17 protein-coding genes are annotated in these 25345 nt (G+C 59.8%); 1 reads left to right on the top strand and 16 read right to left on the bottom strand.

Going from position 1 to position 25345, the window contains the following annotated elements:
* Nucleotides 1-190 precede the first annotated feature (190 nt).
* The 16 genes from KJQ12_RS02740 to KJQ12_RS02665 form a co-directional block, all read right to left on the bottom strand.
* The gene (locus KJQ12_RS02740) at nucleotides 191-1294 is read right to left on the bottom strand and encodes an ABC transporter permease (RefSeq protein WP_213483383.1); all 1104 of its coding nucleotides are present in this window, start codon (nucleotides 1292-1294) and stop codon (nucleotides 191-193) included.
* Nucleotides 1294-2220 (bottom strand): ABC transporter ATP-binding protein, encoded by a 927-nt coding sequence (locus KJQ12_RS02735; RefSeq protein ID WP_213483382.1) that lies wholly within the window; start codon nucleotides 2218-2220, stop codon nucleotides 1294-1296. The genes KJQ12_RS02740 and KJQ12_RS02735 overlap by 1 nt, the downstream gene beginning before the upstream one ends.
* A gap of 146 nt (nucleotides 2221-2366) precedes the next feature.
* Nucleotides 2367-3470, bottom strand: coding sequence for an SGNH/GDSL hydrolase family protein (locus KJQ12_RS02730; RefSeq protein ID WP_213483381.1), 1104 nt, complete (start codon nucleotides 3468-3470; stop codon nucleotides 2367-2369).
* Nucleotides 3471-3495: 25 nt separating this feature from the next.
* Complete coding sequence (locus KJQ12_RS02725; protein ID WP_213483380.1) at nucleotides 3496-4554, bottom strand: glycosyl hydrolase; 1059 nt, start codon at nucleotides 4552-4554, stop codon at nucleotides 3496-3498.
* A gap of 96 nt (nucleotides 4555-4650) precedes the next feature.
* Entirely contained in the window at nucleotides 4651-5646 is a 996-nt protein-coding gene (locus KJQ12_RS02720) for a carbohydrate ABC transporter permease (RefSeq protein ID WP_213483379.1), read from the bottom strand.
* A 23-nt stretch (nucleotides 5647-5669) separates the two neighbouring features.
* Nucleotides 5670-6569, bottom strand: a complete 900-nt coding sequence (locus KJQ12_RS02715; RefSeq protein ID WP_425315952.1) for a carbohydrate ABC transporter permease — start codon at nucleotides 6567-6569, stop codon at nucleotides 5670-5672.
* Nucleotides 6569-9145: a DUF5696 domain-containing protein gene (locus KJQ12_RS02710; protein WP_213483377.1), complete on the bottom strand. Its 2577-nt coding sequence runs from the start codon at nucleotides 9143-9145 to the stop codon at nucleotides 6569-6571. The genes KJQ12_RS02715 and KJQ12_RS02710 overlap by 1 nt, the downstream gene beginning before the upstream one ends.
* A gap of 15 nt (nucleotides 9146-9160) precedes the next feature.
* Nucleotides 9161-9778 carry a Yip1 family protein gene (locus tag KJQ12_RS02705; RefSeq protein WP_213483376.1) on the bottom strand — a complete coding sequence of 206 codons (618 nt, stop codon included), beginning with the start codon at nucleotides 9776-9778 and terminating at the stop codon, nucleotides 9161-9163.
* Complete coding sequence (locus KJQ12_RS02700) at nucleotides 9768-11228, bottom strand: NHL repeat-containing protein (RefSeq protein WP_213483375.1); 1461 nt, start codon at nucleotides 11226-11228, stop codon at nucleotides 9768-9770. Before KJQ12_RS02700 ends, KJQ12_RS02705 begins: the two co-directional genes overlap by 11 nt.
* A gap of 15 nt (nucleotides 11229-11243) precedes the next feature.
* A complete protein-coding gene (locus KJQ12_RS02695) occupies nucleotides 11244-12113 on the bottom strand; it encodes a carbohydrate ABC transporter permease (RefSeq protein ID WP_213483374.1) in 870 nt (289 codons plus the stop codon).
* Nucleotides 12114-12117: 4 nt separating this feature from the next.
* Nucleotides 12118-12990, bottom strand: a complete 873-nt coding sequence (locus tag KJQ12_RS02690) for a carbohydrate ABC transporter permease (protein WP_244860384.1) — start codon at nucleotides 12988-12990, stop codon at nucleotides 12118-12120.
* Between the two features lie 105 nt (nucleotides 12991-13095).
* On the bottom strand, nucleotides 13096-16032 hold the full coding sequence (locus tag KJQ12_RS02685; protein ID WP_213483372.1) for an extracellular solute-binding protein: 2937 nt from the start codon (nucleotides 16030-16032) through the stop codon (nucleotides 13096-13098).
* A 156-nt stretch (nucleotides 16033-16188) separates the two neighbouring features.
* Nucleotides 16189-17577, bottom strand: a complete 1389-nt coding sequence (locus tag KJQ12_RS02680; protein WP_213483371.1) for an ABC transporter substrate-binding protein — start codon at nucleotides 17575-17577, stop codon at nucleotides 16189-16191.
* A gap of 402 nt (nucleotides 17578-17979) precedes the next feature.
* Nucleotides 17980-19020, bottom strand: coding sequence for a LacI family DNA-binding transcriptional regulator (locus KJQ12_RS02675; protein WP_213483370.1), 1041 nt, complete (start codon nucleotides 19018-19020; stop codon nucleotides 17980-17982).
* Nucleotides 19021-19376: 356 nt separating this feature from the next.
* Nucleotides 19377-20348, bottom strand: coding sequence for a LacI family DNA-binding transcriptional regulator (locus KJQ12_RS02670; RefSeq protein ID WP_213483369.1), 972 nt, complete (start codon nucleotides 20346-20348; stop codon nucleotides 19377-19379).
* A 35-nt stretch (nucleotides 20349-20383) separates the two neighbouring features.
* Nucleotides 20384-23698: a GH36-type glycosyl hydrolase domain-containing protein gene (locus KJQ12_RS02665; protein ID WP_213483368.1), complete on the bottom strand. Its 3315-nt coding sequence runs from the start codon at nucleotides 23696-23698 to the stop codon at nucleotides 20384-20386.
* Nucleotides 23699-24052: 354 nt separating this feature from the next.
* Between KJQ12_RS02665 and KJQ12_RS02660 the strand changes: the two genes are divergently transcribed.
* Nucleotides 24053-25324 carry a sugar ABC transporter substrate-binding protein gene (locus KJQ12_RS02660; RefSeq protein WP_213483367.1) on the top strand — a complete coding sequence of 424 codons (1272 nt, stop codon included), beginning with the start codon at nucleotides 24053-24055 and terminating at the stop codon, nucleotides 25322-25324.
* Nucleotides 25325-25345 lie beyond the last annotated feature (21 nt).

Here is a 25345-nt window from a genome sequence, read left to right as displayed (position 1 = left end):
CTAAGCCCGCTCCACAATTGGTTTTACATTGATTTTCTAGGTGCGAAAGTTGAGTTAATCAAAAGAATTGTTCGCGTCATTTTCCGTTTCACCTTTTCCGTTTTGTGACAAAAAAAACCGTCTCCTGTTTATACGCACCAGGAGACGGCTGGTTGTGTTTTACGACACGAGTCGGCGTATCTCTTTCTTTTTACAAAGAAGCCGATCGGCGGCGGAACAGCAGGGTGGCCAGGATGAACGACACACCCCCCCACGCGGCAAGTACGGCAAGATTCAGCCACATGTCCGCGTTCATCCCGCTGCCGTAGATCATGCCGCCGCGGATGCCGTCCACGAAGTACGTCAGCGGCATCACATGCGACACCGGCTTGAGATAGCCCGGCAGCACATTGACATCAATGAAGATGCCGCTCAGGAACATCATGATGAAGCTGACGAGATTCGAGATGCCCATGTAACTTTCAAGCGTCTTGCTGGCGGCAGAAATCAGGTAGCCGAGCCCGGAGAAAGCGAGCGTCCCGACGATGAAAATGAGCAGGAACGTCAGCGGCGAGAAGTCAACGTTTGCCCGGAAAGCCACTACGCCGATGAGCGTCAGCAGGATAACCTGCACGATGCTGAGCGCGAATCTGGCGCCCACATTGGCAACCCCGAACAGACGCATGTTCACGGGCGTCATCTTGAGCCGTTTCAGCAATCCTTTGCGGCGGATTTCGACGAGCCCCACCATGCCGAACAGTCCCGATTGCGCAATGGACAGCGCGATCACGCCTGAGAGCAGAAAATCCGAAACTTTCAGGCGGTTGTTGCTTGCCGATACATATTCCGTCTTCAGATCGAACGCGGGAGCAGTGCCGGTTGCGGCCTGATTGGCTGCTGCCGTGAGCTGCCCCGCAATGCTGCCCAGCGCCTGGGACGTCGAGCTGGTTTGCCCTTCGGCGTTGAGCAGCAGCCCGAAATCACCGGTTTCGCTGCTGTCAGGCAGGACGAAGACGGCGTCGAGGCGCTTGTCTTTCAGCCGCTTCTCCGCTTCCTGAAGATCGAGGTCCTGCTCGATCTTCAGCACGCCGGTCGCTTCCGCCGATTGAACGAACGCTTCCGCCGCCGCGCCGGATTTGTCTCCGACGATTGCAACTTTGGCAGAGAAGTCGCTGTTGCCGCCGAATATGATCATGAAGATGACAAGCAGCAGGACGGGAAACATGATCGACCAGAACCAGACTTGCCGCTCACGAAACGTCTCTTTGATCTGCGCGTCGAACAACATGCGAAGCTGCTTCATGTTCTTCGCCATCAGTCTCTCCACTCCTTGCCGGTGAAGGCGATGAATACGTCCTCGAGGCTCATCTCGCGAATCGAAATCTGCTCGACGGTCTGCCCGCTCTCCGACGCGAAGCCGAGCAGATGGTACAGCGTCGCTTCCGGCTTCCCGGACCGGATCCGGAGTTGCGCGCCCTTGCGCTCGACCCGCGTCACGTTCGGCTCCGTCCGGGCGGCGCCTTCCGCAGCGGCGGCCGCGGCTTCGTCCGCAAGCTTCAAATGGATTTCGCGTTCCTGCGTCAGCCTGCCGATGAGTGCCTTGGGCGTATCCATCGCGATGATACGGCCCTGGTCGATGATGCACACCCGGTCGCTGAGCTGCTCGGCTTCCTCCATATAATGGGTCGTGAGCACCGTCGTCTTGCCGATCGCCCGCAGCTTGAGCACGATGTCCCAGATGTTGCGGCGCGCCTGCGGATCAAGGCCCGTGGTCGGCTCATCGAGAAAAATGATTTCCGGATCGTTGATCAGACCGATTCCGATCGCAAGGCGCTGCTTCTGGCCGCCCGACAGCGTCTTGACCATTTTCCGCCGATGATCCGTCAGATTGATCAGCTCCATGATCTCCGGCACCGGCCGGTGCCGGTCGTAGAACGAAGCGAACAGCGCCAGATTCTCTTCGACGGTCAGCAGATCGAACAGCGCGCTGGATTGCGGCTGAACGCCGATCCGCATTTTGATGTTCTCCGCATCCTTGTCCCACGTCATGCCGAGCACCGAGATCGCGCCGCTGTCGGGACGCTGCAGCCCTTCGATCATCTCGAGCGTCGTCGTCTTGCCGGCGCCGTTCGGGCCGATGATCGTGAACACTTCGCCTCTGTTCGCGGCGAAACTGACTTCCTGAACCGCTCGCACGCTGCCGAAAGACTTCGACACCCGCGATACCTCCAACACATGCATAGAGCGTCCCCTCCTGACGCGCAATTCACAGCCGCGTTCGTCTGCCGCTGCACGACCCCACTATACCTCCGCCCCGGCAGCTTCCGCCACGGTCCGGAAACGGAAAACCGGCTCGGTCTGAAGACCGAGCCGGTGAACCGCTGCAATTATCGGATCGCGGCGGCGAGCGCCAGCCGGAAATTCGTCCCCGTGCAATCCGGGCGGCTGCCGTGAATCACTTCCAATTCAAGACGGTGCGGACCGGGCGGGAGCGACTCCGTCAGCACGGAGAGCCTGAACCAGCCGTCCGGCCCGACCCAGTCCGGCCGTTCGCGCGTTTCCGCCCGCCATTCGCCGCCGTCGATCCGCCATCGGAACTCGGCGGACGTCTTGCCGAAATCGAAGGCGAGCGCAACGCCGCGCCCTTCGAAATCGAGCTCGAACCCGGCGCCGACGGCGGCCGTCTCCAGCACCTGATCGATCCATGCGTGATACAGCCAGCGCCGGATCGTCCACGGCCCGCGGGTCCGGATCGCTTCAAGCGGCAGCAGCTCGGCGTTCCCCCAGTGGTCCGGGTGCAGCGGCTGCGCCAGCGCCTTCGCCCGCGCCGCATCCCACGCCGCGTCGCCGGGCTGCCGCTCCAGCTCATCCTCGAGATAGCGGATGACCGCTTCCGCGTAAGCGTAGCTGCCGCGGCTTGTCGGATGGAGGCCGTCCGGCAGCCATTCCTCCCAGCGCATCAAGCCGCGGCGCACCTGACGAAGCGCGTGCAGCCCGACCCAGACCGATCCGGCGCCGTAGTAATCCGCAAGCTGCTCGAACTCCGCGATCGACGCCGGCATCCGGCCGTCCATCATCGCCTCGTACATGTCGTGGCAGAACGTATAGACGAAGACGAGATCCCGGCCGCCGCCTTCCAGCAGCTTGCGGATGAGCCCTTCCCGCGTCCGCATCCGCCGGTCGGTCGGCGTGTCGTTGTCGTTGACGGCAAATTCGATGAATACGATGTCGCAGCCGCGGTCGATCAGATCGCGTTGCGCCCTGAGCACCGCAAGATCGCTTCCCGTCGCGCCGATGGCCGCATTCTCGATGACGAACCGCGCGAACGGATAGCGGTCGACGAGCCAGGCGGCGACCGGTTCGGGCCAATTGTGCCGCGGCCGGCCGTCGGTGATGGAGCCGCCGACAAATCCGATCACGGCCCGTCCGCCTTCGATCGCCGCTTTCAGCCGCTTCAACCCGGCGCGATGCTTGATCACTTCGAGTGTCATGCGCTGTCCTCCTTCAGCCGTTGGCTTACGCTTTTTTCCCGATCTCCCGTTCCTCCGGCAGCGGGTAGCGCGTCAGATCCGGCAGCTCGTCCCGCGTCACCGTGAACGGGTGATCGTAAAATTTGTTCAACATCCATCGTTCGGTGTACTGTTCGCCGACATCCCACGTCCCGTCTTCCCGCTTCTCGCAGACGAACGAACCGTACCAGGTGCAGTTCCACGCCCACGGCGCGCCGTCGGCGATCATCCGGTCCGGATCGGGCAGCGGTCCGTTCTCCGTCAGCGCAATGATTTTATTCTTCGACGTATAGCCCAGCACCTGCCTGAAGCGGTCGATGTGCGAGACGTACGTCCGTTCCGGCGGATAAATATCTTCGCCGATGATGTCCACGAAGGCGTCGCCCGGATACCAGTCCCTGTGCTGGCCGTTCCATACCCAGATCAGATTGTCAAGCACATGCTTCCGCGTCAGCCGATCGAACAGGATGCGCCACAGCTTGATGTACGGTTCCGGCCCCTTCGCTCCCCACCAGAACCAGCCGCCGGAAGCCTCGTGAAGCGGCCGCCAAAGGACGGGGATGCCCTCGTCCCGCAATTGCTTGAGCCGGACGGCGATCGCATCGATGTCGCGCATGAGGAGGCCGAAGGCCTCGCACGTGTCGTCGCGCAGCGCCGCCTCGATGTCGAAGGTCGTCGCTTCCGTATAGAACCCGCGGTGCCAGCCCCGGTCCGGCGGCTCGTCGATCAGACCGGCCGGTGCGTTCCAATGCCAGCAGAACGTCACGATGCCGCCCTGCCTCCACCAGTCGATCGCGCGTTCGGTATCCATGCCGACCGTTCCGCGCTCCACGCGGGACGGCGAATCGTTCATGAAATCGAACCCGCCCACGGCCGGATATTTGCCCGTCGCGCGGAAAATGACGTCCACCTCCGGCGTCTCGTCAATGCCGTATTGCTGTCCCGTCAGCATCCGCCGGCCGTACAGATCGCACAGATACGCCATCAGGCGTCTGGCGTTCTCCGACGCACGGGGACTGACCAGCTTCGGTTCGACGTTCAGCCGGCCTTGCAGATGCATATTCATCCTGCGGTTCCTCCTTGACATTCTCAAAAAAAGCGCTCCGGGCGCGGCTTCATCCGCGCCCGGAACCGACAGTCCGCAGCGGCGTCCTCCGGCCGGTCAGCCGACGACGCCGGTGCGCTCGACGCTCTCCACGAAGTAGCGCTGCACGAACAAATACATGATGATGAGCGGCGCGATCGCCATCAGGATGCCGGTATCCACGATCATCGCCACATGGTTCGGATCCGCCCTCGCCTCCGTTCCGACCAGACCGAGCAGCTCCGGCAGGAACTTGCCCACGTTTGCCGGCAGGGCCGCGACCGCGTTCGCCATCAGATCGCTGTTGGACATGAACAACGAAGCGTAGAACGTATCGTTGTACTGCCAGACGAAAGCGAACAGCAGCACGGTGATGATCGGCGGAATCGCGTTCGGAAGCATGATCGTCAGAAACGTGCGGATGCCGCCCGCTCCGTCGATCAGCGCCGCTTCCTCGATCTCCTTCGGCAGCCCGCGGAAAAACTGCCGGAATATATAAATGTAGAGACCCGATTTCAGGCCGACGCCCAGGGCCGATGTGATGAGGGAAGGCCAATAGGTGTTCAGCAGATTGACGCCTTCCTTGCCGGTGAACAGCGTGACGAGATTCAGCACGTCGAAATTCCGGAAATGCAGATACATCGGCACCATGAGCGTGCTCGACGGGATCAGGATCGTCAGCACGACGAGCATGAACAGCAGATGGCTTCCCGGAAATTTGAACCGCGCGAACCCGTAGCCGGCCAGCGCGCAGGAAGCCGTCGACATCAGCGTCGTCGAGATGACGAACAGCAGCGTATTCCGGAGAAGCGGCCAGTAATCGAGAATGTCCATCGCATATTTCACGTTCTCCAGCGTGAAATGGACGGGGACCAGGTAGATCGTCGGATTGTAGATGTCTTCCGGGCTTTTGAACGCCACCGAGATCTGGTGCAGGATCGGCCGCACGATGATGAAGCCGATGCCGATGATGAGGACGAGCCGGAAAATCGACCAGAGCCACGACATCGACCTGTTCCTGGCCCGCTGGTACCTGAGCACGATCGCCTCGTTCTCCAGCAGTTTCGCAGCCATGTGCGCTTGCCCCCTTTCGTCCGTCAGTTGTGGTAGAACACTCTTCGCGAGATCAGGTAGCCGATGATGATGAGCAGCAGGCTGACGGCGATCGTATAGAGCCATGCCATGGCCGCGCTTAGCCCGAAATTCTGCGCCTGGAACGCCGTCTGATAGATCCGCTCCGTCACCGGACTGTCGCCGAACGAGTCGATGATCGTATAGATGACGTTCGTCAGAACAAGCGGGCTGACCATCGGAAACGTGATCTTCCAGAACGATTCATAGGCCGTCGCGCCGTCAATCTTCGCCACTTCGTACATCGAAGCCGGCACCGATTGCAATGCGGCAAGGAAGATCAGGATCTGCACGCCGGAGCTGCTGATGATCTCATAAATCCGGGTGATCGCTTCCGCGATATACTCGACGAACCAGAGCGGAATGCCGGCGTTGCCCAGCATCCGGATGACGATCATCGGATCGAATCCCATCTGCTGCTGGGCCAGCTCCTGCGCCGCCTCGGAGCTGCCGGTCAGCTGGATCAGGCCGGATTGCTGCGCCGCTTCGACGGCACCGGACGCCAGAATGACCGGCAGGAAGAAGACAGCCCTGGCAACCGACCGGCCCCGAAACTTCTGATTGAGCAGCGCCGCCGTGAACAGGCTGAAGAAGAGGATCATCGGCACGTCATACACCATCTCCAGCACGGACTGCGTCAGCACCCGGTTGAAGTCGGGGTCGACCGCGAGCGCCGCCCTGAAGTTCTCGATGCCGATGAATTCGAGCGTGAACCCGTTCGGCGCCACTTTCAGCTCGCTGAAGCTGAAGCGGATCGACTCGAGAAGCGGCGTCAGGAACAGGAATACGAATCCGATCAGCCACGGCAGGATGAAGAAGATCCCGAGGAGCGATCGCTTCTGCGTGAGTGTCAGTCTTCTCTTGATCACCTGGAATCACCGCCCACCGTGAAATTTTGCGCCTCGATCCTGACGCCGTTCACCGTCACCGGTTTGTCGGTATAGTTGACGAAGATGGACGTGCCGTCCGAGTAGCGGACTTCGACGACGCCGTCCCGGTGGCGGATATGCTCCTCGATCGTTTCCGTCCGGAGGCCCGCCAGCGCGTCATTCAGCCTGGCATACAGATCGGCCGCCTCGTCGATCCAATCGGTGTATTGCGTCGAGAACATGTAGTCGTAACGCGTGAATTTCAGTTCCGATGACGATTCATGCGACCACAGGAAATGCGGCGCGGCGCCGTACTCGGCCAGACGGAGCAGGTGTTGCCGCGTATCCTGCTCATCGTGCAGGTTGATCGGCGAGCCGCCGTACTCGATGGAGCCGTGCAGGACCATCTGATAGAACGGCACCGTTTCGTCCACGATGTTGAAATGGCTCGTCTCCATCGGCACGTTCACGATCTGATCCGCATAGGGCAGCGCGTACGCGTTGCCGCCGGTGATCAGCACGTCACCGTATCGCCCGCTCAGCTTCGCGAGCTGCTCGGCGGCGATGTTCTTGGCGTTCTCGCGGAAGACGACCCGTCTTACCCGATAGTCCGCGTGAACGAGATCGCCGAGATCCCGCAGCGATACCGCGTCGATGCCGTACTTGTCGTATCCTTTCATAAACTTGTCGACGAAGTGCGGCAGCTTGGCCGGCGACAGCAGCCAGTAGGTACCGAGATTGGCGTTCATCCTGTTCAGGGCGCGGTCGTAAGGATAGCGCCACGCCTGTTCCCGTGTCACGAAGCGCGCCGCGTCCGACGCAGGCTTGAACGTGAAGTTGTCGCGCAGCACATGCTGCAGGGCAGCGTCCGGATAGAGCCCGCCGCCCATCGATTCAAGGCGCTCCGCGAGCTGCCGCAGGCTCTTCTTGCTGCCGAGCTTGCCCACCATGTTCACCTTGGACGGCAGCGTATGGCTTAACCCCCCGTTGAACCAGCCGAGATACCGCATCCGCACGTTGCGGATGCCGCGGGCTTCCAGCGCGTCCGCAATCTCGCCGGCTTCCTCGACCGTCGTCATCGCCACGATCCCTTTGTACGGCACGCCGAGGAACGATTTCCGCTTGTCGACGGCGCCGAGCACGTCGACGTAGAACGGCAGATCGCCTTCCGCTTCCAGCGGCTTCAGCTTGCCGGCCGCCCGTAGGCGCTCGCGGTACAGCTTCGCCATGCCGGAGTAGGTGGCATCATTGCCGGACAGGAAGCTGAACCGGATCTGCAGATCCCCGGTATAGCGGTCGTCCGTCAGAAGCTGGATCTCCTCCACGCCCCGCGATCCTTTGTACAGCTCGAGCTCGTCTTCGCCGCGGAGCATGAAACTCGCGTAGATGTTGTTGTAGCTGTTCTGCCGGCCGCCGATATCCGCCGTGATGCTCGCGTTCGCTTCGCCGAGCTCGATCTCCGCAAGCCACGCGTGGTCCCCGGATTTGAGGCCGAACACCGGCAGCCGCACGGATTCCGCGATCTGCTTTCGTCTGCCGGTGTTGTCGTTCAGATCGTCGCCGTACACGCGCTGGCTGTACACCTCGGCGTTCTTCTTGCCGTTGTTCAGATAGATCAGGCCGCCCGATCCGTCCGGCACGAACATGTAACCCTGCGCTTCCGGGCCGGCCGCGCCGAAAAATTCGAGCAGCTCGATGTTTCGGATCTTGTAGCCTTCCGCTTCTTCGATCCGGCCGGCCGGCACACAGACGACCAGCGAGTCGCCCTCGAGCCGGTATTCGATGACGACCGTGAAGCTCGGCTTCTCGGCCAAGCCGCCACCGATGCCGTTCTCCTCATTGTCGAACGCGAGATCTTCCCCGGTATATCCCGCCTGCTCGAACGCGGCCAGCACGCGGGCGAGGACGAGCGGACGCTCGACGTATGTGTCGAGCCGCTCCAGCACTTCGGGGTCGGACTTCGTCGGGGCGTACGCCCGTCGGAGCGCCGCCTTCGCCTGATCGTCCACTTTGCTCAAGATCTTCTCTTCGAACCGGGCCTTGCTGATTTTCTTCGGCAGCGCATCAATGCCGGCTTCGGCGTTGCCGAGGACGTAGGTGATTCGGATCCCGTTCTCGATGCTCTCCGTCTTGAACTGCCCGTTCGCGACGCTCATCGCGTAGCTCGTGAACGTGCCGAGCGTCCCGATGTCATCCCGGTAGTTCACCGTCACCTGCGAGGCGAGCGCTTCTTTCTCATAGGGCGAAGCGATCGGATCGCTGTCCAGGTCCTCCGGGCTGCTCCGCCACACTTTGCCGCTTCGTTTGTCCAGCACGGCGATCGCGGTCGTCTCTTCATCGTAATAGAGCGCCAGGGCATCCGTCTCCGCGACCGGCTTCATGCCGGGAACGGCATTCCGGCTGTCCGGCAGGAAGCTTAATTCGGATGCCTGCAGCCACTCCGCGGAGGCCTCCGTGTAACGGGCGACGTCAACCGCCGGAGCGCCTTTCGTTGCAAGGCAATACGTCGCGGCTGCGATGCCGGCGGCCAGGACGAAGGCCGGCACCGCGTACCACTTCTTGCGTCTGTTCACTGGTGCGGCCCCCTTCTAGCGGAATATGAGTTCGCGATAGACGTCATAGACGAACCAATACATATCCATGCTGATGGTCAGCGCCAGCGCGCCGAGGAAGACGATGATCCCCATCGCGATGACGGTCAGGAAGAGCGTGAAGACCGCCTTGGCCGCCGTGTACTGGTGAATCGTCATGTTGCCGACGAACAGCAGATAGAGGAACCAGAGGGCGGCGAAGCTGTTCAGCATCCAGTAAAATGCCGTCTCCTCGCTGGTCATGAACCGGCTGATGAACGTCAGCGGCAGATTGACGAGAATCATCGGCAGCAGCGCATACCCCGTGGCGACGACGATCTCCCTGAACTTCCCTTCGCCTTCCATGAGCGTCGTCACCGACCAGTTGGCGACGCAGAACAGGAAGAACGGCAGCACGGTGAACATCAGATCGTCCAGCGTGTTCAGATACCGGGGATCGTTGAAATTGACGAGAAAACCGGCGAACTGATTCATGAGCGACGTGGACACGACCATCAGCAGCAGGATCGTCATCGCAACGCGAAGCTTGCCCTTGTTCTCGAATTTCAGATCCCAGAACCCGTCATACGGGTGCACGATGAGATGAAGCGGAAACTTGATCCAGTCATGCTTCATGGCCCGCACTCCTTCCAGGCCGGACTCTCCTGATGATGCGGAAGGCGGCGAACGCGGCGATCAGGATGACGGCCGTCGTCATGAACGTGCCGAAATGCTCCTGCATCACTTCCCTGCGATACCGCTTGAAGGCGATGGAGTAATATTTGCGCGACATGCCCAGCTTGAAATATTCCATCGCTTCCTTGTTCTTCTTGGCCATCAGCAGCGACTTGCCGATGCCGAGATAAGCGATGTCGTAGTTCGAGTTGAGGCGCAGCACTTCTTCCCACCGTTCGACCGCGGCCGCCGTGTTGCCGCTGTAGTGGAGCGCGGTTGCTTCATGCACCAGCTTGCCGAACCGGGTCGGCTTGAAAATGACGATGTTGTTCTTGCCCCGGTCGAGCACGAGCAATTTGTCCTTCTGCCATTCCACCGCGACCGGCGTGTTGAACACGCCGAGCTGGGTGCCCCTGCCGCCGAACGCGTAGAGCAGCTCGCCCTCGTCGTTGTAGGTGAACACCCGCGCCCGGTTCGAGTCCAGCACGACATACATGCCGTCGCCGATCACCTTGATGTCGGTCAGTTTGGACGGCCCCGATTCCCGGCCGTAGGTCCGATAGCGGATATCGCCGACGTTCGGGTAATGGCCGAACCGCTTGATGACGTCCTGCCCGAGCGGGTTGAGACGCTTGATCGTCTCCGTCGAGCCGACGTCGATGTTCGTCGCATAGACGAATCCCTTGCGGTCGATATCCAGGCTGGAAAACTCCGTCGGGATGAACAGCACCATCTGCGCTTTCTGGGCATCCGTCGCCAGCCAGCGCCACAGCCGGTCGGCCGCGCTGGGCTGCACCTTGATCGTGCCGACGTAGCCGAGAAATTCGCCTTTCTCATCGAACTGCATGATGCCTTCGTACACGCCGCGCGCGATGACGAAAATCCGGTCCGCCCGGTCGGCCGTCACCTTGAGCGGCGCGAACTCGAAATTTTCCGCCAGCACTTCGGACTCGGGATTCTCGACGATCTTGACAAGCTTGCCGCCTTCCGTCAGCACGACGACGCGCCGTTTGTCCGTGTCCGCGACGTAGATCTCGCCGTCTTCCGCGACGAAGATGCCGTTCGGATTGCCGAAGGTGTCCGGCGTTCCGTTGTTGTCGAATCCGTCGATGATGCGGATGACGTTCCAGTTGTCATCCAGCACGATGATGCGGTTGTTGCCGCTGTCCAGAATATAGACGATGCCGTCCCGGGTCACATAGATGTCGTTCGGCTGCTTGAAATCGCCGACGCCCAGCCCCGGGCCGTCCACGGTCCGCTCCGGCAGGAACGGCGCGGGCAGCGCCACGGCATCGCTGTAATAGTTGTAGGTGTACGCCTCGTACGGCGCCGCCGCCTGGGCGGCGGGCGCGGCGGTCAAGACACACAGGGAAATGATCGCCGCAAGCAAAAGCGCTTTCTTCCTTTTCACGCGTCGATCCCCCCTTCAGTCCTTCATGCCGGACGTCGCCATCGTCTCGATGATGCGGCTCTGCGAGAAAATGAAAATCGTGATCGGCACACTCATCAGAATGAGCGCGACCGCGGCCCCCACGCCCGCACGCGCGATGCCGCCCTGAATGATCTGGTTCGACGCGAAGTGAAGCGTTTTGAGCTGTTCGCTGTAGATGAAGCCGTTGCCGTCCGTCCCCCACAGAATCTGGAAGACGAGGATGATGAGCGTGAGCCACGCCGGCTTGACGTTCGGCATGACGATCGACCAGAAGATGCGGTATTCGCTGGCGCCGTCAATTTTGGCCGCCTCCAGCAGCGCGTCCGGAATCTGCTCCATGAACTGCTTCATCAGATAGAGCCCGAGCGAGTAAGCGAACGCGGGCAGGATGACCGCCCAGTACGTGTCGACGAAGCCGAGCCACGACATGATCATGTAGTTCGGAATCGACGTGACCGCCGGCGAGAACATGAGCGACAGCACGACGATCTGGAACAGCACGTTCCGTCCCGGGAATTTGTGCTTGGCCAGCGGATAGGCGGCCGCGGACGCGAAGAGCACATGCCCGAGCACGCCCATGCCCGTGATGAACACGGTGTTGAAAATGTAGCGCGTGAACGGCACCCACGAGTTGCCGAGCAGTTCGACCAGGTCGATGAAATTGTCCAGCGTGGGGTTGCGCACGAACAGCCGCGGCGGGAACAGGAAAATTTCGTCCAGCGGCTTGAACGCCGCGTTGATCGCATAGATCAGCGGCAGCACCATGAACGCGCCGAACACCGCCAGAAACAGGAACAGCGCGAAGCTTCCCAGGAAGGACCGGTTGACGCGTCTTCTGCGCCGCAAAGTCAGAATCATGTTCATGCGTTTATTGTCCCACCTTCCTGAGGAGTCGTTGGACGATCAGGTTGGTGCCGACCATCAGGATGAACAGGACGGTTGCAATCGCGGAGGCGAAGCCCATCTCGAACCGGATCGTGCCGAAGTCGATGAGGTGCGTGACGATCGTCTCGGCCGCGTAGTTGACGCTCGGAAAGCCGGCCAGATTGATCGACACGTCGGCGACGGCCAGCGACGTCGTGAGCTGGATGACGGCGCCGAACATGAGCTGCGGGCGCATGGACGGCAGCGTGATGTACCACAGCTCCTGCCAGCGGTTCTTGACGCCGTCGACGGCTCCCGCCTCGTACAGCGTCTTGTCGACCGTCTGCAGGCCGGCGATGAACGCCAGGAAGCCGGTGCCGAGACTGAGCCACAGCTGGACGAGAATGATGATGGCCAGAATATATTTCTCGGTTTTGAGCCACAGAATCGGCTCCAGAATGATCCCCATCTTGATCAGAAACCCGTTCGCGATGCCGTACCGGTCGCCGGAGAAGATCATCTGCCAGATGAAATAGACGTTCCCGGAGATCGACGGGGCGTAGAAGACGAGCGTCATGAACGCCCTGAGCTTCGGTCCGAGCTCGTTGATGATCCAGGCGAAGATGAAGCAGGCCATATAGCTGACCGGACCGGTGATGGCGGCGAACAGCAATGTATTTTTGACCGCGATCAGAAACACTTCGTCCTCGAGGAACAGCCGCGCGTAGTTCTGCCAGCCGATGAACCGCGGAAATTCCAGCATGTTGAAATACGTGAAGCTGATGAGCAGCGACATCAAGACCGGCAGCACGGTGAACGTAAAGAACAGCAGCATGTAGGGCGCCATCAGGAGGTACGAGTGCTTGTGCAGCTTCATTTCCCGCTTCCGAACAGCCCACCACGTGCGCAGGCGCGGCTGCCTGCCGGTGCCTGCCGGCGCGGTCTGCTCGACGGTAATATTCGACACGGTCAGTCCCTCCTCTTATTCCGGCAGGCCGAATTCCTTGCGCTTCGCGCGGATCTCGTCATGGATGTACTCCACATATTCGATGATCGTCTCCCGCGGCTCGTTGTTGCCGTTGACGACGACCCGGTAGAACGCGTTGATCAGATGGCGTCCGGTGAAATATCCGCCGGGCACTTCCGGGATGCCTTGCACCCACTGGAACTGCTCCTTCAGGTTGGCGTAATCCTGCACCGGCCAGGGCAGGCTGTCGAGCGCCTCGATGTTGGCCGTCGGATAACGCGCCGCAGCGCCCATCAGGCCTTCCATTTCGCGGCCGAACTTCGTCTGCGTCTCGGCGGACGTCCACCATTTCATGAACTCCCAGGCCGCTTCCTTGTCCTGCGCGTTCTTCAGCATGATCGTGCCGACGCCCGTGCTCGTCACGTCATGGCGGACCGTTCCGTCCTCCCGCACCGTGCCCGGAACCGGCGCGAAACCCCACATGCCGCGGATCTCCGGCGCAAAGACGGTGAGCTGGTTGTAGATCGTATAATCCCATATGCCGATCGGCATCTCGCCGGTCCGGAACCGGTTCGCGAAATCGAATTCGCGCTCCAGCTTGTAGTCGGTGTAGAACTCGGTCCACATCTTGAACGTCTCGACGGCGACCGGCGAATCGAGCCCCGACGCCCGCCCGCCGTCGCGGTAGAATGCTCCGCCGTTCTGCATGAGCAGCGCCGCGAACAGCGGGTTCGGCGGCAGGTTCTCGCCGGGATAGGACGGCGTGATGACGAGCGGCAGCCCGAACTGCATGTTGTTCTTGTTCAGGACGGCCAGCAGGGCGGCAACGTCTTCCCAGGTCTCGGGCACTTTCAGACCGAGTTCCTTCAGGATGTCTTTCCGGTAGAACAGCATCGGGAACGTCTGCGTCTCCGGAAGCGCATACACGCCGCCTTCATAGGTGTACGGCACGAGCGCGCTTGGCCGGAATCGCTGCGCCACTTCCCCGAAGTCCGGGAACCGGGTCAGGTCGACCGTTGCATTGCGCATCGCGTAGTTGACCGGAATGTCATTGCTGATCTGCATGGCGACATCCGGCCCCTGACCCGCCAATGTAGCCGGCAGCAGGTTCTGCATCTGCACGAGCTGCAGGTTGACGTTGATGCCCGTCTGCGGCGTGAACGTTTCGTCAATCATCTGCTTCAGCGTGTTCGCCTGGTCGCGGCCGCTGCCGATCCAGACCGTAATCTTGCGCTGGGCGTTTTCGTCGACGACATTGCCGATCGTGTTGTAATCGATGACGAAAGAGTACGCGAATGTCAAAATTTCGTGCTTGACTTCGCTGAACCATCCGCTTCCCGCTTTCGGAAACTTGACATCGGGCGAAGCGACATAAAGCTCGTCGATTTCGAGCGGCATCTCCCGCGCTGTCAGCAGCCAGGTGCCGAGACCGCCGGTGTTCTGCTTGAACGCGACCAGGCGCCGCGGGATCGTGTCCGGGTCGTCGATCATTTCTTCGAGCTGGTGGTACATCGTCTTCAGCATCGCCTCGGAGTTGCCGCTGCCGCCGGACAGCCGGCGCAGCTCGTCGCTGATCCGCTTCAGCCGGTCATGCTCGAATTGGAATGTCTCCAGCAGGTTCGGAATCTGGATGTGGACCCGGTAGTCGCGGAATTGGTCCGGCGACGAACCGGTAATCATCAGGATTTTCCGATACATGCTGTTCAGATTGAACAGACTTTCTTCGACTTCGCGGATGAGCGAAGCGAACTCGCCGAGCGTAATTTCAAGGCGGATCGTGTTCTTTCCCTTGTTCAGCCTGACAAGATACGGTTCTTTCCCGTCGCCGACGACGTCGACCCTGTAACCGCTCTTATATTTGAACGCGATGCGGTCGGCTTCCCGGAACGGGATCTCGCCGTTCACATACAGCCGGCGCGTCGAATAGATGCCGCGGACGAAATTTTGCTGCGACTTGAACGCAAGTTTATACAGGCCGGTCTCGGGCACTTCGACTTCCCATTCGATCCATTGTCCGGGCACGCGCCAGTTGTAGCCGCCGATCGTGTTGATGCGCACCTTCGACGGGCTGTACGGCGTGACCGCGGAGGTCGAACGCTCGGTCTGCGGGTAGAGCGTCGGCGAGGATTTGGCGGTTGCATCCTCACCCTGGACGGTGAGCAGGATGCCCGACGTTTCCTCGAGTCCTTCCGCGCGATACTGTTCGACGACCTCGGCATAGGGAGCCGGCGGCTTGTACTGGAACAGTATCAGACGGCGGATCACCATCGGCTCGCGCGACGAGACAAGCGAGATCGTATGGCGGCCGGCCGGAAAATAGAACTGGAACGGCTGCTCGTGGTAGCCTTCATAATCCTTGAACAGCATTTCGCGCCATTCGGGCTTCTCGACCTGCTGCGGACGCAGATCGTTGCCGCGGTTGTCGCGCTTCACTTCGTCGTGCTGATTGTCCCAGATCCGGTCGAATTGCAAATACGCGGCTTCCTGGAACGGCACTTCGCCGTCAATCAGCAGCATCCGCTCGATGCTGGAACTTTTCCCCTCGATCGGGTAATACAAAATCGAAATATGATAAAGTCCGCTCTCCGGAATGTCGACGGTCCAGTCCACCTGTCCCTGCTCGCCGGTCAGCAGCGAAGCGCCGTCCTGGCCTTCGAACCGGTCAAGCACTTCGAAGCCGTCGCCGTGTACCGCCTGATATTGCGCGGCTTCAATCACGATCTCCCGTTCCGGAAGTGCAGCGCTTTCATGCCGGGCCAAATAATCTTTGTATTCGATTCGACCGTCGACGAGATCGTACAGATCGTTGACATCGGATGTCGCGACGGTCGATAAGGCGCCGTCTGAGGCGTTCCCGGCCAGAATGCGCGGACCGGGCGGCAGCAGTCCGAACGCCGTCACGGCGCACAAGGCGGATATAGCGATGTTTCTCAGCCGTGGTATCCCCTTCAAGGTCAGCCCTCCCAATTCAGTCAAACGGCCGGCGCGCCGCTCAGACGGCCGCATCCTTGCCATCCCTTCCGCGAGACGCCATTCAATAACAAGAAGAGGTGCACCATGTTGCGCGGTACACCCCTTCCCCCGTCGTTTACCGGCAAACGCCGGCCGTCATCTTACCTTCTCAAGCGCAGCTTCCGCGTCCGGTCTGTACTTCTCGATGGTGGCGGATACCGATTGGTTCTGCATGATGATTTCATCCATGATGGCGTAGAACGGGAAGTCCGGGATGCCTTCTTCGAGCGAAAGACGACCCGTGCCGTTGATGTGTTGCAGCGCCATGTCGATATCCTCCTGCGTCTTGAAGCGGGACTCCAGCCAGTCTTGACCGAGATATTCGGCCGTCGACTCGAAGTCGAAGCTTTTCTCGAAGATCGAGTAGACGATTTGCGGATCCTTGACGCCCTTGAGAATGAACCAGGCGTTCTGGGCCGTATTCGCATACGTGGTCTTGCCGTCGGATTGCGGGCCGGCCGGATTCGGCACGACGCCGACTTCAAAGGTCAGGTCGCCCATGTTCCAGTCATAGTTGATGGACATGAGGACGTCTCCGTCTTTGAATGTGTTCGTTTCATTCCAGTCCATCTTGTTGCCCGTCTTGACCTTGACGACGTTCTCGACGTTGTACAGGCGATTGACGAATTCCAGCGCTTCGATCATCTTCGGATCCGTCATGCCGAGCGTCAGGTCTTCATTGACGAACAGCGCGCCGTTCGCCGCGCCGAAGTGGCGGGCTGCGTCAGCGGCCCAGCCGGCATAGCCGAACGTGTCGAGCGTGCCGTCGTTATCCGTGTCGCGCGTTGCGTCCTTCGCGAGCTGCAGGAACGCTTCCCAGTTCCACTCACCGGCATTGTAAAGTTCTTGCGGGTCTTTCACGCCGAGCCGCTTCACGAGGTCGCGGTTGTAGTACATGCCGACAATCGAAACGCCCGGTTCGCCGAACGCGTACTCAACGCCGCCGATCGGCGTCAGTTTCCTCATCAGACGCTGCTCGTTGTTGATGTCATCCGTTGCGGCGGTGAATTCGCTGAGCGGGAGCACCAGGCCTTGCTTGACGACCGGGATGGCCCGCTTGACTTCCATGATCGCGATGTCGGCGAACGGCTCGCCCGCGAGCGTGGACGTCGTCAATTTGTCCATGTATTCTTCAAACGGGATGTTGATCCATTCGAACGTGAAGTTGAATTTCTGTTCCAATTCGGCGATCTTGTCGAGACGTGCCTGCTCGTCGACCGTGTTGCCCGCCGGTTTCGGGTCCCACCATGCGGCTACGCGGATCGTGCGGCCGCCGAGGTCGATCGGCTCCGGTTCATCCGCCGGCTGCTCCGAGCTGCCGTTGTTTGCGCTGCCGCCGTTGTTGGAGCCGCTGTTTTCGGCCTCCGTGCCGCTGTTTGCGCTGCCGCCGCTTTCGTTGCTGCTTTTGTTGCCCCCGCCGCCGCACGCTGCCAAAACCAGCATAACCGCAACAAGCAACAACGAAAGCACTTTCATTTTCTTCATCGCCAAACCTCCCAATTCAAGATCGTGTTGCTCTGCAAGTGCCGATTTTACGGAACTTGAGCCTCCGACCGTCACCGTCCAACCCCCCTGGGAAACGTTTGCAACAAAACATTTAAAATACGGTTGCACATCACCACCGCAACCCGCATCCAAATCGATTGCAAAACAATCATACCATTTCAGGTATATTCAGTCAACATTTATTTGGTTTGTTGCGCTACTATTTTTATGTTTTTGTTATGTTTTGTTATGTTCTGTATGCTTGTTTGTTATTCAAACAACTTCAGGCGGTCTCTCCGATGCCACGCTGCCGCATGGCCGTTTCGGAAAAACCGCCTGATTGCAACTGTCAAAACAATATGAACACCTCATGCCGTCCCGCCGGAACGGCCTTCCGCCCCGTCAAGAATCCGACGATTGGCTTCCGGTATAGGCATGGGATTCGCGGATGATGACATCGCCGTACAGCAGCTTCCGCTCGACGGCCGAATCCCGGTTCAGAATGCGCCACAGCATCTGGTCGACGGCGCGCATGCCGAGCAGTTCCTTGTTGACGTTCACCGTTGCGTAAATCGGATGGGTCGTGTTCGTGTTGTCGAAGCCCGTTACCGCGCAGTCGCGCGGCACGTCGAAGCCGCGCTTGCGCAGTTCATCGATCATGAACTCGGCGATCGTGTCGTTGATGCAGACGAATACTTCCGGCAGTTCGTCAAGCGGCAGCTCGGGAATCAGCTTGTACAGCCTCTCGCTTGCATCGGGACCGATCAGCGCGGGATCCTGCTTGTGTTCGATGCCGTAGCTTTCCAGCGTCGCCCGGAACGCCAGCCAGCGCTCGAAGTAGCTCTGCGCATCGTTGATCGTGCCGACGAACTGGAAGCGCCGGTACCCTTTGCCGATCAGCTTGGTCGTCAGATCCTTCATGCTGTTGTAGTTGTCCGTGAAAACGGTGTCGCAGTGGAACGCCGGATCGGCGTGATCGACCATGACGACCGGAATATTCAGACGGCTGATTTCCAGCAGAATCGGCGTCGAGATCGTGCCGATCGTAATGATGCCCCGGATCGCTTCCGGCTTGACCAGCGAGAAAATGTTGTCCCGCGACGGTTCGGTAAGCGTCAGGATGTCGATGCCCTTCTGGTTGAGCCGGGACGAAATGCCTTCGAACACCGGCCCCCAGTAGACCGACTCCTTGTTCTGGTACCGGATGTTCGGAAACAGAATGACAATCGTCCCCGTCCATTTGCGGTCGACTTCATCGTGCAATTCCCCGGAGAAGCGCTTGGGTTCATTGTGCTTGAAGTAACCGAGCTCTCCCGCCGCCTTCAAAATCATCTCCCGGGTCGCCGCACTGACGCCGCTTTTGCCCGTAAGCGCCCGTGATACCGCAAATTTCGAAACACCGGCGAGATCGGCAATCTCCTGGATCGTCACTCTCCGTTTCATCTTCCCTCATCCATTCCCCGAGTTTTCGTGTCGAAAATCTGGATTGCTCCTATCATTATACCAATTTTCGTCTCAATGTTCCCTATATCCCGCATCCGCGCAGCGCCCGCACCCGGTTAGCCCTTGCCGGACACCCGCGCGACGCCGCGGTCTCCGTTTCGTGAAAACCGCCTCTCCCGTCGTCAGCCGTTTCCTCCATGCATGCGCTTACATCATTATCATAACAAATTGCTTGTCTTAAGCAAATCGAAAATCAATATCATTCAAAATTTTGTTATGATAACGTTATGTTGTTTGCGTTAATGTGATGCCGGGCACGCCCTCTCTTCACGCAAAAAATGGCAGCCTCCGAATCTTCATCGATTCGAAAGACTGCCCACGGATTCTCCCGGAATCAGTTTGACGTATATCCTTTCATGCTCCACGCTTTTGCCGCTCAGCATTTTCAGCAGCTGTTCGGACGCCAGGGCGCCCCATTTCCGCTTCGAATAATCGATGGTCGCAAGCCGCGGGCTGATGTATTCCGCCAGCTCGATGTTGTCAAATCCGATGATGTGGATGTGGCGGCCGATCACCAGATCCGTTTTGCGAAAATACATATACAACCCTACGGCCATCTCGTCATTGAGGCAAAACACCGCCGTCGGTTCCTCATACTCTTGAAAAATCCGTTCCGCCGCCAGCTCGCCGGACTCCTTCGTGAACCGCCCTTCGACTTCCTTCACGTCCAGCTCATGCCGCTCGGCGAACTGCCGGACGGCCTTCAGCCGCTGATTCGAGTCGTAAGACGCCTTCGGTCCGGTGACGACATAGATCCGGCGATGGCCGTTCTCCCACAGATACTCCATCGCCAGCGTCGCCCCCGCCTTGTTGTCCAGAAAGACGTGATTGATGTTCGGGTGATCGAGTTCCCGGTCCAGTACGACGATCTTTTTTCCCATTTCCGCATATTTCAGCAGCTCTTTGTCCGAGAACGTCGCGTCGAGCACGATTGCGCCGTCGATTGTCCGCTCCGGCAGAAACCGGTGGGACCGCTTGCCGCTGCAGACGATCAGGTCGTACCCCTTCTGGTTGAGAACCTCTTTCACGCCTTGCAGCAAATCGCCGTAGAAGGCGCCGCCGAAATCGGTCAGATAGAGCCCGATCACCTTCGTCTCCCGCGTTTTGAGCGTCCTGGCGGCCGCATTGGGCACATATTTCAGCTCTTCGGCGACCGCCAGAATTTTCTGCCGGGTCTCCTCCGTCACCTTCGGGCTGCCGTTGAGCGCGTAGGATACGGTGGAGATGGAGACTCCCGCTTTTTTGGCTATGTCTTTTATGCTCACCAAGGCTTTTGCACTCCTTGTTCATCCGCCTCCGTGAATCAGATGAAAATCTCGACCCTGTTCCTTTCATTCGATCGGGCTTTGGCAAATTCCTCCTTGGCGATGCGAAGGCCGCCTTCACGGTACATCCCGGCGATCGGCAGCGCGGGCACTTCGCGGCCGTTGACGACCACCCGGCGGCTGCCCGAATTCAGATGGTAGACGAACCGGACCGGCGTCTCCATCCAGACGAAATCAAACTCAAGTCCGTCCAGATGGCCGGGCAGCACCGGATCGATCACCAGATCGCCCATCACCTGCCGGATGCCCAGGCAGTTCGCAATCAGCTGATTGAGATAGATGCCGGGGCCGCTGGAGTAGATCCGCCATCCGCCCTTCACCGCCGCCCGGCCGGTGCGCAGCTCCTCGAACCGCCGCTCGGCTTCGTAGCGGGTGTTGAACTTTCCGTCGGAGCTGCTGAAGTACACGTTGCTTTGCCGAAGTTCCGCATTCGGCACGGCGCTTTGCAGGCCGACCGGATTGATCTTCAGCAGGCCGCTCCACGCTTCCTCCGCATACCCCAGCTTCGCCATGGCCTCGACGAACCGGATGTGCGCATGCACATACTGCAGCCCGATTTCCCGGCCGAAGTTCGCCGCCTGCTCGGCTCTTTTGAAATGTTTGCTGTTGCCGCCCTCATAATTCGCCGGGCGGTCCATCAGCCGCACGCCGTCCGGGTGGTACAGCTTTTCTTTGATGATCCCGTAATGGGACTCCGCCTGCTCGCGGGTGAAGAGCTCCGAAATGATGCTTTGCTGCATCGGCAGCAGGCGGTACCGGATGCCGGTTTTCCGGTCTGTCGGATGCAGCATCAGCTCCGCTTCATCCGGCCGCTCCATGTAGATGAAGCCGGGCACGACGTCCGTCCGCATGATCACGCGATGGAAATCTTCGCGGATGCCGTCCGCCAGGGCGGCGAGCTCCTCCGCCCATTCCCGCTCGTCTTCCGGCAGCCCCTCGGACAATTGGCGGATCGCTTGGTAGGTGAGCGCCACCGTCCAGCTGCTGACCATGTACCGTTTGAGCTGCTGGTTCGCCGGCTGCAGCGTGTCGTCCCAGTCGCCGTCGCCGTAAGAGGACAGGCGCGTCCCGTGCAGGAAATGGCGGTGCAGGTGGTCGACCGCTTTGCGGACATGGTCCCGGATCGAAACGTTCCCTTCGGTGAACGCGAACGTTCCCCGCACCGTGTACGGAACCCGTTCGTCCAGAATCGACGCGTCGCCCGTCGCGAGCAGGTAGTCGCCGAGCACCTTCAGCGGCCAGACGATGATGTCGCCGTGGCTTTCTTCCTGCTGGATCGGCGCATACCGGTCGAACATGAACCATTGCGGCCAGTTGCCGTCTTCGTACTGATGGGAGAAGACGATTTTCAAAATGTCCCGCACCACGCCGAAATGCTGCGTGACGGTGAAATATTCCGCCGGCCCCTGGCACACGTCCCGGGTTCCCCAGGCAGCGCCGCCGTACTGCTCAAGCCCGTGCGGCACCGAGAAGTGGACCAGCATGTTGTGCGTGTACCACCAGGCGACCGCATTCATCTTCTGCAGCTCCGACGTTTCTTCGCCTCGCAGCGCGAGGCGGAACCCGCGCATGACGGACGACAGGAACGCCCGATACCGCTCCGCCTCCCGTTCCAGGCTGCGCTGCGTCTCCGGCAGCCGGCCGCCGTGCAGCAGCCCTTGCATCGTCAGCGTCCAGCCGTCGGATTCCCCGATGGTCAGCGCGATCAGCGACGCGCTGTCCGCCGCGGCGTCGGACACGTCCATCTCCGCTCCGTCCAGGCGCAGCCGGAAGGCCAGATCCGGATAATACTTCGAGCTCAGCGCCTGCGGGTCGGCACGGAAGGTCAGACGGCTGCCGTCCCGCTCCATCCGGAACGGAAGGTCGTATTCGTGATCGTTCATGACGACCTGATGCGTCACCAGGAAGCGGTATTTCTTTCCTTGCCGCGACTCTACCCGCAGCACCGCTTCCGGCGCGTCGGCCGCCGTGAAATTCTCCACGACGATCGTGTCCGTCCCGAGCTTGTACGTCCAGCGGGCGTAATTGAAGCCCATCTCGAACATCGACGGCAGCGTGAGCATGCGCCAGACGCCGTCCATCTCCACGAAGATCCGCTGCCCCGAGACCTTCGGCACATTCAGCGCGTTGCGCGTATTCGAGAGAAACTTGTGGAACGTCGTGTTGCCGACCGTCATCTGCGAATTGAACACGCCGTACATGTACGACGTCGTCGACAGCACCTGCTCCGTGACCCGGTCATTGCCGCCGCTCATCAGAATGATGCCGTGGGGCCGCTCAACCTTCAGTTCCTTCTCCCTCAGCACGACATGTTCATATTGGTCCGTGAAGAACGAGAGCAGCTGCCCGTTCTCCCGCTCCTCCTGCAAGCGCCGCGGGAACAAGGCGGCGATCTCTTCCTCCGTCATCGGCAGCGGCTGCAGCGGATCACCGAACGGAAACAGCGGCGGAACCTGCACAGCCGGCGCGTACATTTCTTCTCTGGCTTCATACCGCCGCCACGCCGCTTCCACCAAATCGCCGTATTCCGGCGCCGCGACCCGCTCCGGATGATCTTCCCGGAACAGGCCGTAGAACACGATGCGCGCTTCGCCGTCCAGTTTCACCCGCTCCGACTGCAGCGCCGTGTACGCAAATTCATACTGATAAATTTCATTCGCCAGACTGTCGCGCCCCAGCGCTTCCGGTTCATTCGTCGCCTTGTAGGTCAGGCCGAAAAATTGGAAGCCGTCCGTCGAATATCCGCGGCAGCCCGTAAGGCTTCCCTGCTGCACATACGGAAGCTTTCCGCCCTGGGGCTGATTTTGCCGGGAGCAGACGATGTATCCCCTCCGCTCGTCCCGGAACACCTGATGATCGATGTATTGGGACATGTAAGCCTCGTTGCTGCGGACGGCGCCCTTCGCCGCCAGCCCGAGATCCTGCCCGTAAATGACATCGATCTCTTCGCCCCGGCCTTGCACCCGAATATCCCAGAACCAGACGCCCGCTTCATCCGCGGCGAAGACGACCCGGTAAGCGACCTTGCCGAACGCCATCCCGTCGAAAGCGATGCCCCGCCCGCTCACGCTGACCCGGCTGTCCGACCGGACGCCGATGAGCGGCTGATACGCGATGCCTTCGGGACGATGAAGGCGAAGATACAGATTGTTCAGCGACCCGTCCACCGGCGAAGACAACAATTGGTTGATCATGATGTCCCGACAGGAGATCTCGTGAAGATCTCCGCCGTTCCAGAACGTGAAGCGGACATCGCCGGCGTGCACCGAATGTTTGGCGTGTGCTAGCTTCATGAGTGCGTCTCTCCTTGCGCATGATTGTGAAGTCTGGCGATGTAATTCGACCAAATAGGTGAAACGTTTCGTATTTCCGTCGTTTTTTCACCCATTATAAGGTAACGTCAGGATTTTTCTTAATTTTTTTCGAAACGTTTCACCGGCCATTATACTTGAACTTTTTAAAAAAATAAAGTATTGAATGCGATTTCACTGTGCGCTATAATGTGTCTCGAAACGTTTCGACGGATTCGTTTCATTTCGGGTTTGAACATTCTAAAGGGGGGAGCCGGAGACACGACAACCTTGGGGACGAAAAAGTTTCCGACTTTACGCGAGTTACACCTTTCGGAATTGGGGAGGATATGGAACATGAGAAAAAATGCATTCTTTGCCGGTCTGCTCGCTTTGATCTTGGTTCTGGCCGGCTGCGGCGGGTCCGGCGGCAACGACGGCAACGACGGCAAGTCGTCAGGAAACGGCGGGTCTTCCGGAGAGAAAGTGAAGATCAGCGTCTGGGCCATGGGCGATGAAGCGAAGTCGCTTCCGACCATCGCCGAAGAATTCATGAAGGAACATCCGAACATCGTCGTTGACGTTCAGGCGCTGCCCTGGTCGAATGCCCACGACAAACTGCTGACGGCTGTCGCTTCGAAGGGCGGTCCGGACGTCGTCCAGATGGGCACCACCTGGATGGCGGAGTTTGCGAACGCCGGCGCGCTCAAAGATTTGACGCCTTACATCGATCAATACCCGGAATTCGCTCCGGATCAATTCTATGAAGGCGCCGTAGGCACGACGAAGTTCGGCGACAAGATTTACGGCATTCCGTGGTACACGGAGACCCGCTTCCTCTACTACCGCTCGGATCTGCTCGCCGAAGCCGGCTATCCGGAAGCGCCGAAAACGTGGGATGAGCTCCGCGACGCCGCGAAGAAGCTGGCCGACCGCGGCAAAGACAAATACGGCCTGAGCATCGACATGAACGAGCAGTCCCTGACCTTCATGTTCGCGCGGCAAAACGGTTCCGCCCTGCTCGGCGAAGACGGCAAGCCGCTGTTCAACCAGCCGGAATTCAAGGAAGCCGTCGAATATTTGAAAGGCTTCTTCGATGACGGCTCCGCTCCGCTGGACCTCGGCCTCGATACGGTTCAAGCGTTTGCGGGCGAAGGCATCGTGCCGATGTTCATCAGCGGTCCGTGGATGATCAACGCGATTCAGTCGCAGGCGCCGGATCTGGAAGGCAAATGGGCGGTCGCCCCGCTTCCGGCGAAGGAGAACAACCTGTCCGTCCTCGGCGGGTCGAACCTGGCGGTCTTCGAATACACGAAACATCCGGAAGAAGCGCTGGCGTTCATCCAGTACATGAGCAAGAAGGAAACGCAAATGAAGTGGAACGAGCTCACCAAGTCGCTGCCGGCCAACATTGCGGCATGGGACGCTCCGCTGCTCAAGGAAGATCCGAAATATCAGGCGATCCAGGAGCAGCTCCGCCATTCGGAGCATATGCCGATGATCGTCCAATGGGAGAAAATCGCGCAAACGTACCTGGATTCGTTCGAGCGGATCGTCCGCGCCAATGCCGACATCCAGGCGGAGCTGGATGCGTTCAACGCGAAAGCCGAGCAAATCTTGAGCGAATAAGCGTGGACCGCGGCCTGCCGG

The organism is Thermobacillus xylanilyticus, from assembly GCF_907165215.1.
GTDB lineage: Bacteria > Bacillota > Bacilli > Paenibacillales > Paenibacillaceae > Thermobacillus > Thermobacillus xylanilyticus.
Note: the sequence above shows the minus strand (reverse complement) of the source record. Positions and strands in the feature narration are given on the sequence as shown.

Coding starts and splice junctions, on each gene's coding strand:
- KJQ12_RS02740 (WP_213483383.1), bottom strand. CDS start 1,294: ATGGCGAAGAACATGAAGCAGCTTCGCATGTTGTTCGACGCGCAGATC.
- KJQ12_RS02735 (WP_213483382.1), bottom strand. CDS start 2,220: ATGCATGTGTTGGAGGTATCGCGGGTGTCGAAGTCTTTCGGCAGCGTG.
- KJQ12_RS02730 (WP_213483381.1), bottom strand. CDS start 3,470: ATGACACTCGAAGTGATCAAGCATCGCGCCGGGTTGAAGCGGCTGAAA.
- KJQ12_RS02725 (WP_213483380.1), bottom strand. CDS start 4,554: ATGAATATGCATCTGCAAGGCCGGCTGAACGTCGAACCGAAGCTGGTC.
- KJQ12_RS02720 (WP_213483379.1), bottom strand. CDS start 5,646: ATGGCTGCGAAACTGCTGGAGAACGAGGCGATCGTGCTCAGGTACCAG.
- KJQ12_RS02705 (WP_213483376.1), bottom strand. CDS start 9,778: ATGAAGCATGACTGGATCAAGTTTCCGCTTCATCTCATCGTGCACCCG.
- KJQ12_RS02695 (WP_213483374.1), bottom strand. CDS start 12,113: ATGAACATGATTCTGACTTTGCGGCGCAGAAGACGCGTCAACCGGTCC.
- KJQ12_RS02690 (WP_244860384.1), bottom strand. CDS start 12,990: ATGAAGCTGCACAAGCACTCGTACCTCCTGATGGCGCCCTACATGCTG.
- KJQ12_RS02680 (WP_213483371.1), bottom strand. CDS start 17,577: ATGAAGAAAATGAAAGTGCTTTCGTTGTTGCTTGTTGCGGTTATGCTG.
- KJQ12_RS02675 (WP_213483370.1), bottom strand. CDS start 19,020: ATGAAACGGAGAGTGACGATCCAGGAGATTGCCGATCTCGCCGGTGTT.
- KJQ12_RS02665 (WP_213483368.1), bottom strand. CDS start 23,698: ATGAAGCTAGCACACGCCAAACATTCGGTGCACGCCGGCGATGTCCGC.
- KJQ12_RS02660 (WP_213483367.1), top strand. CDS start 24,053: ATGAGAAAAAATGCATTCTTTGCCGGTCTGCTCGCTTTGATCTTGGTT.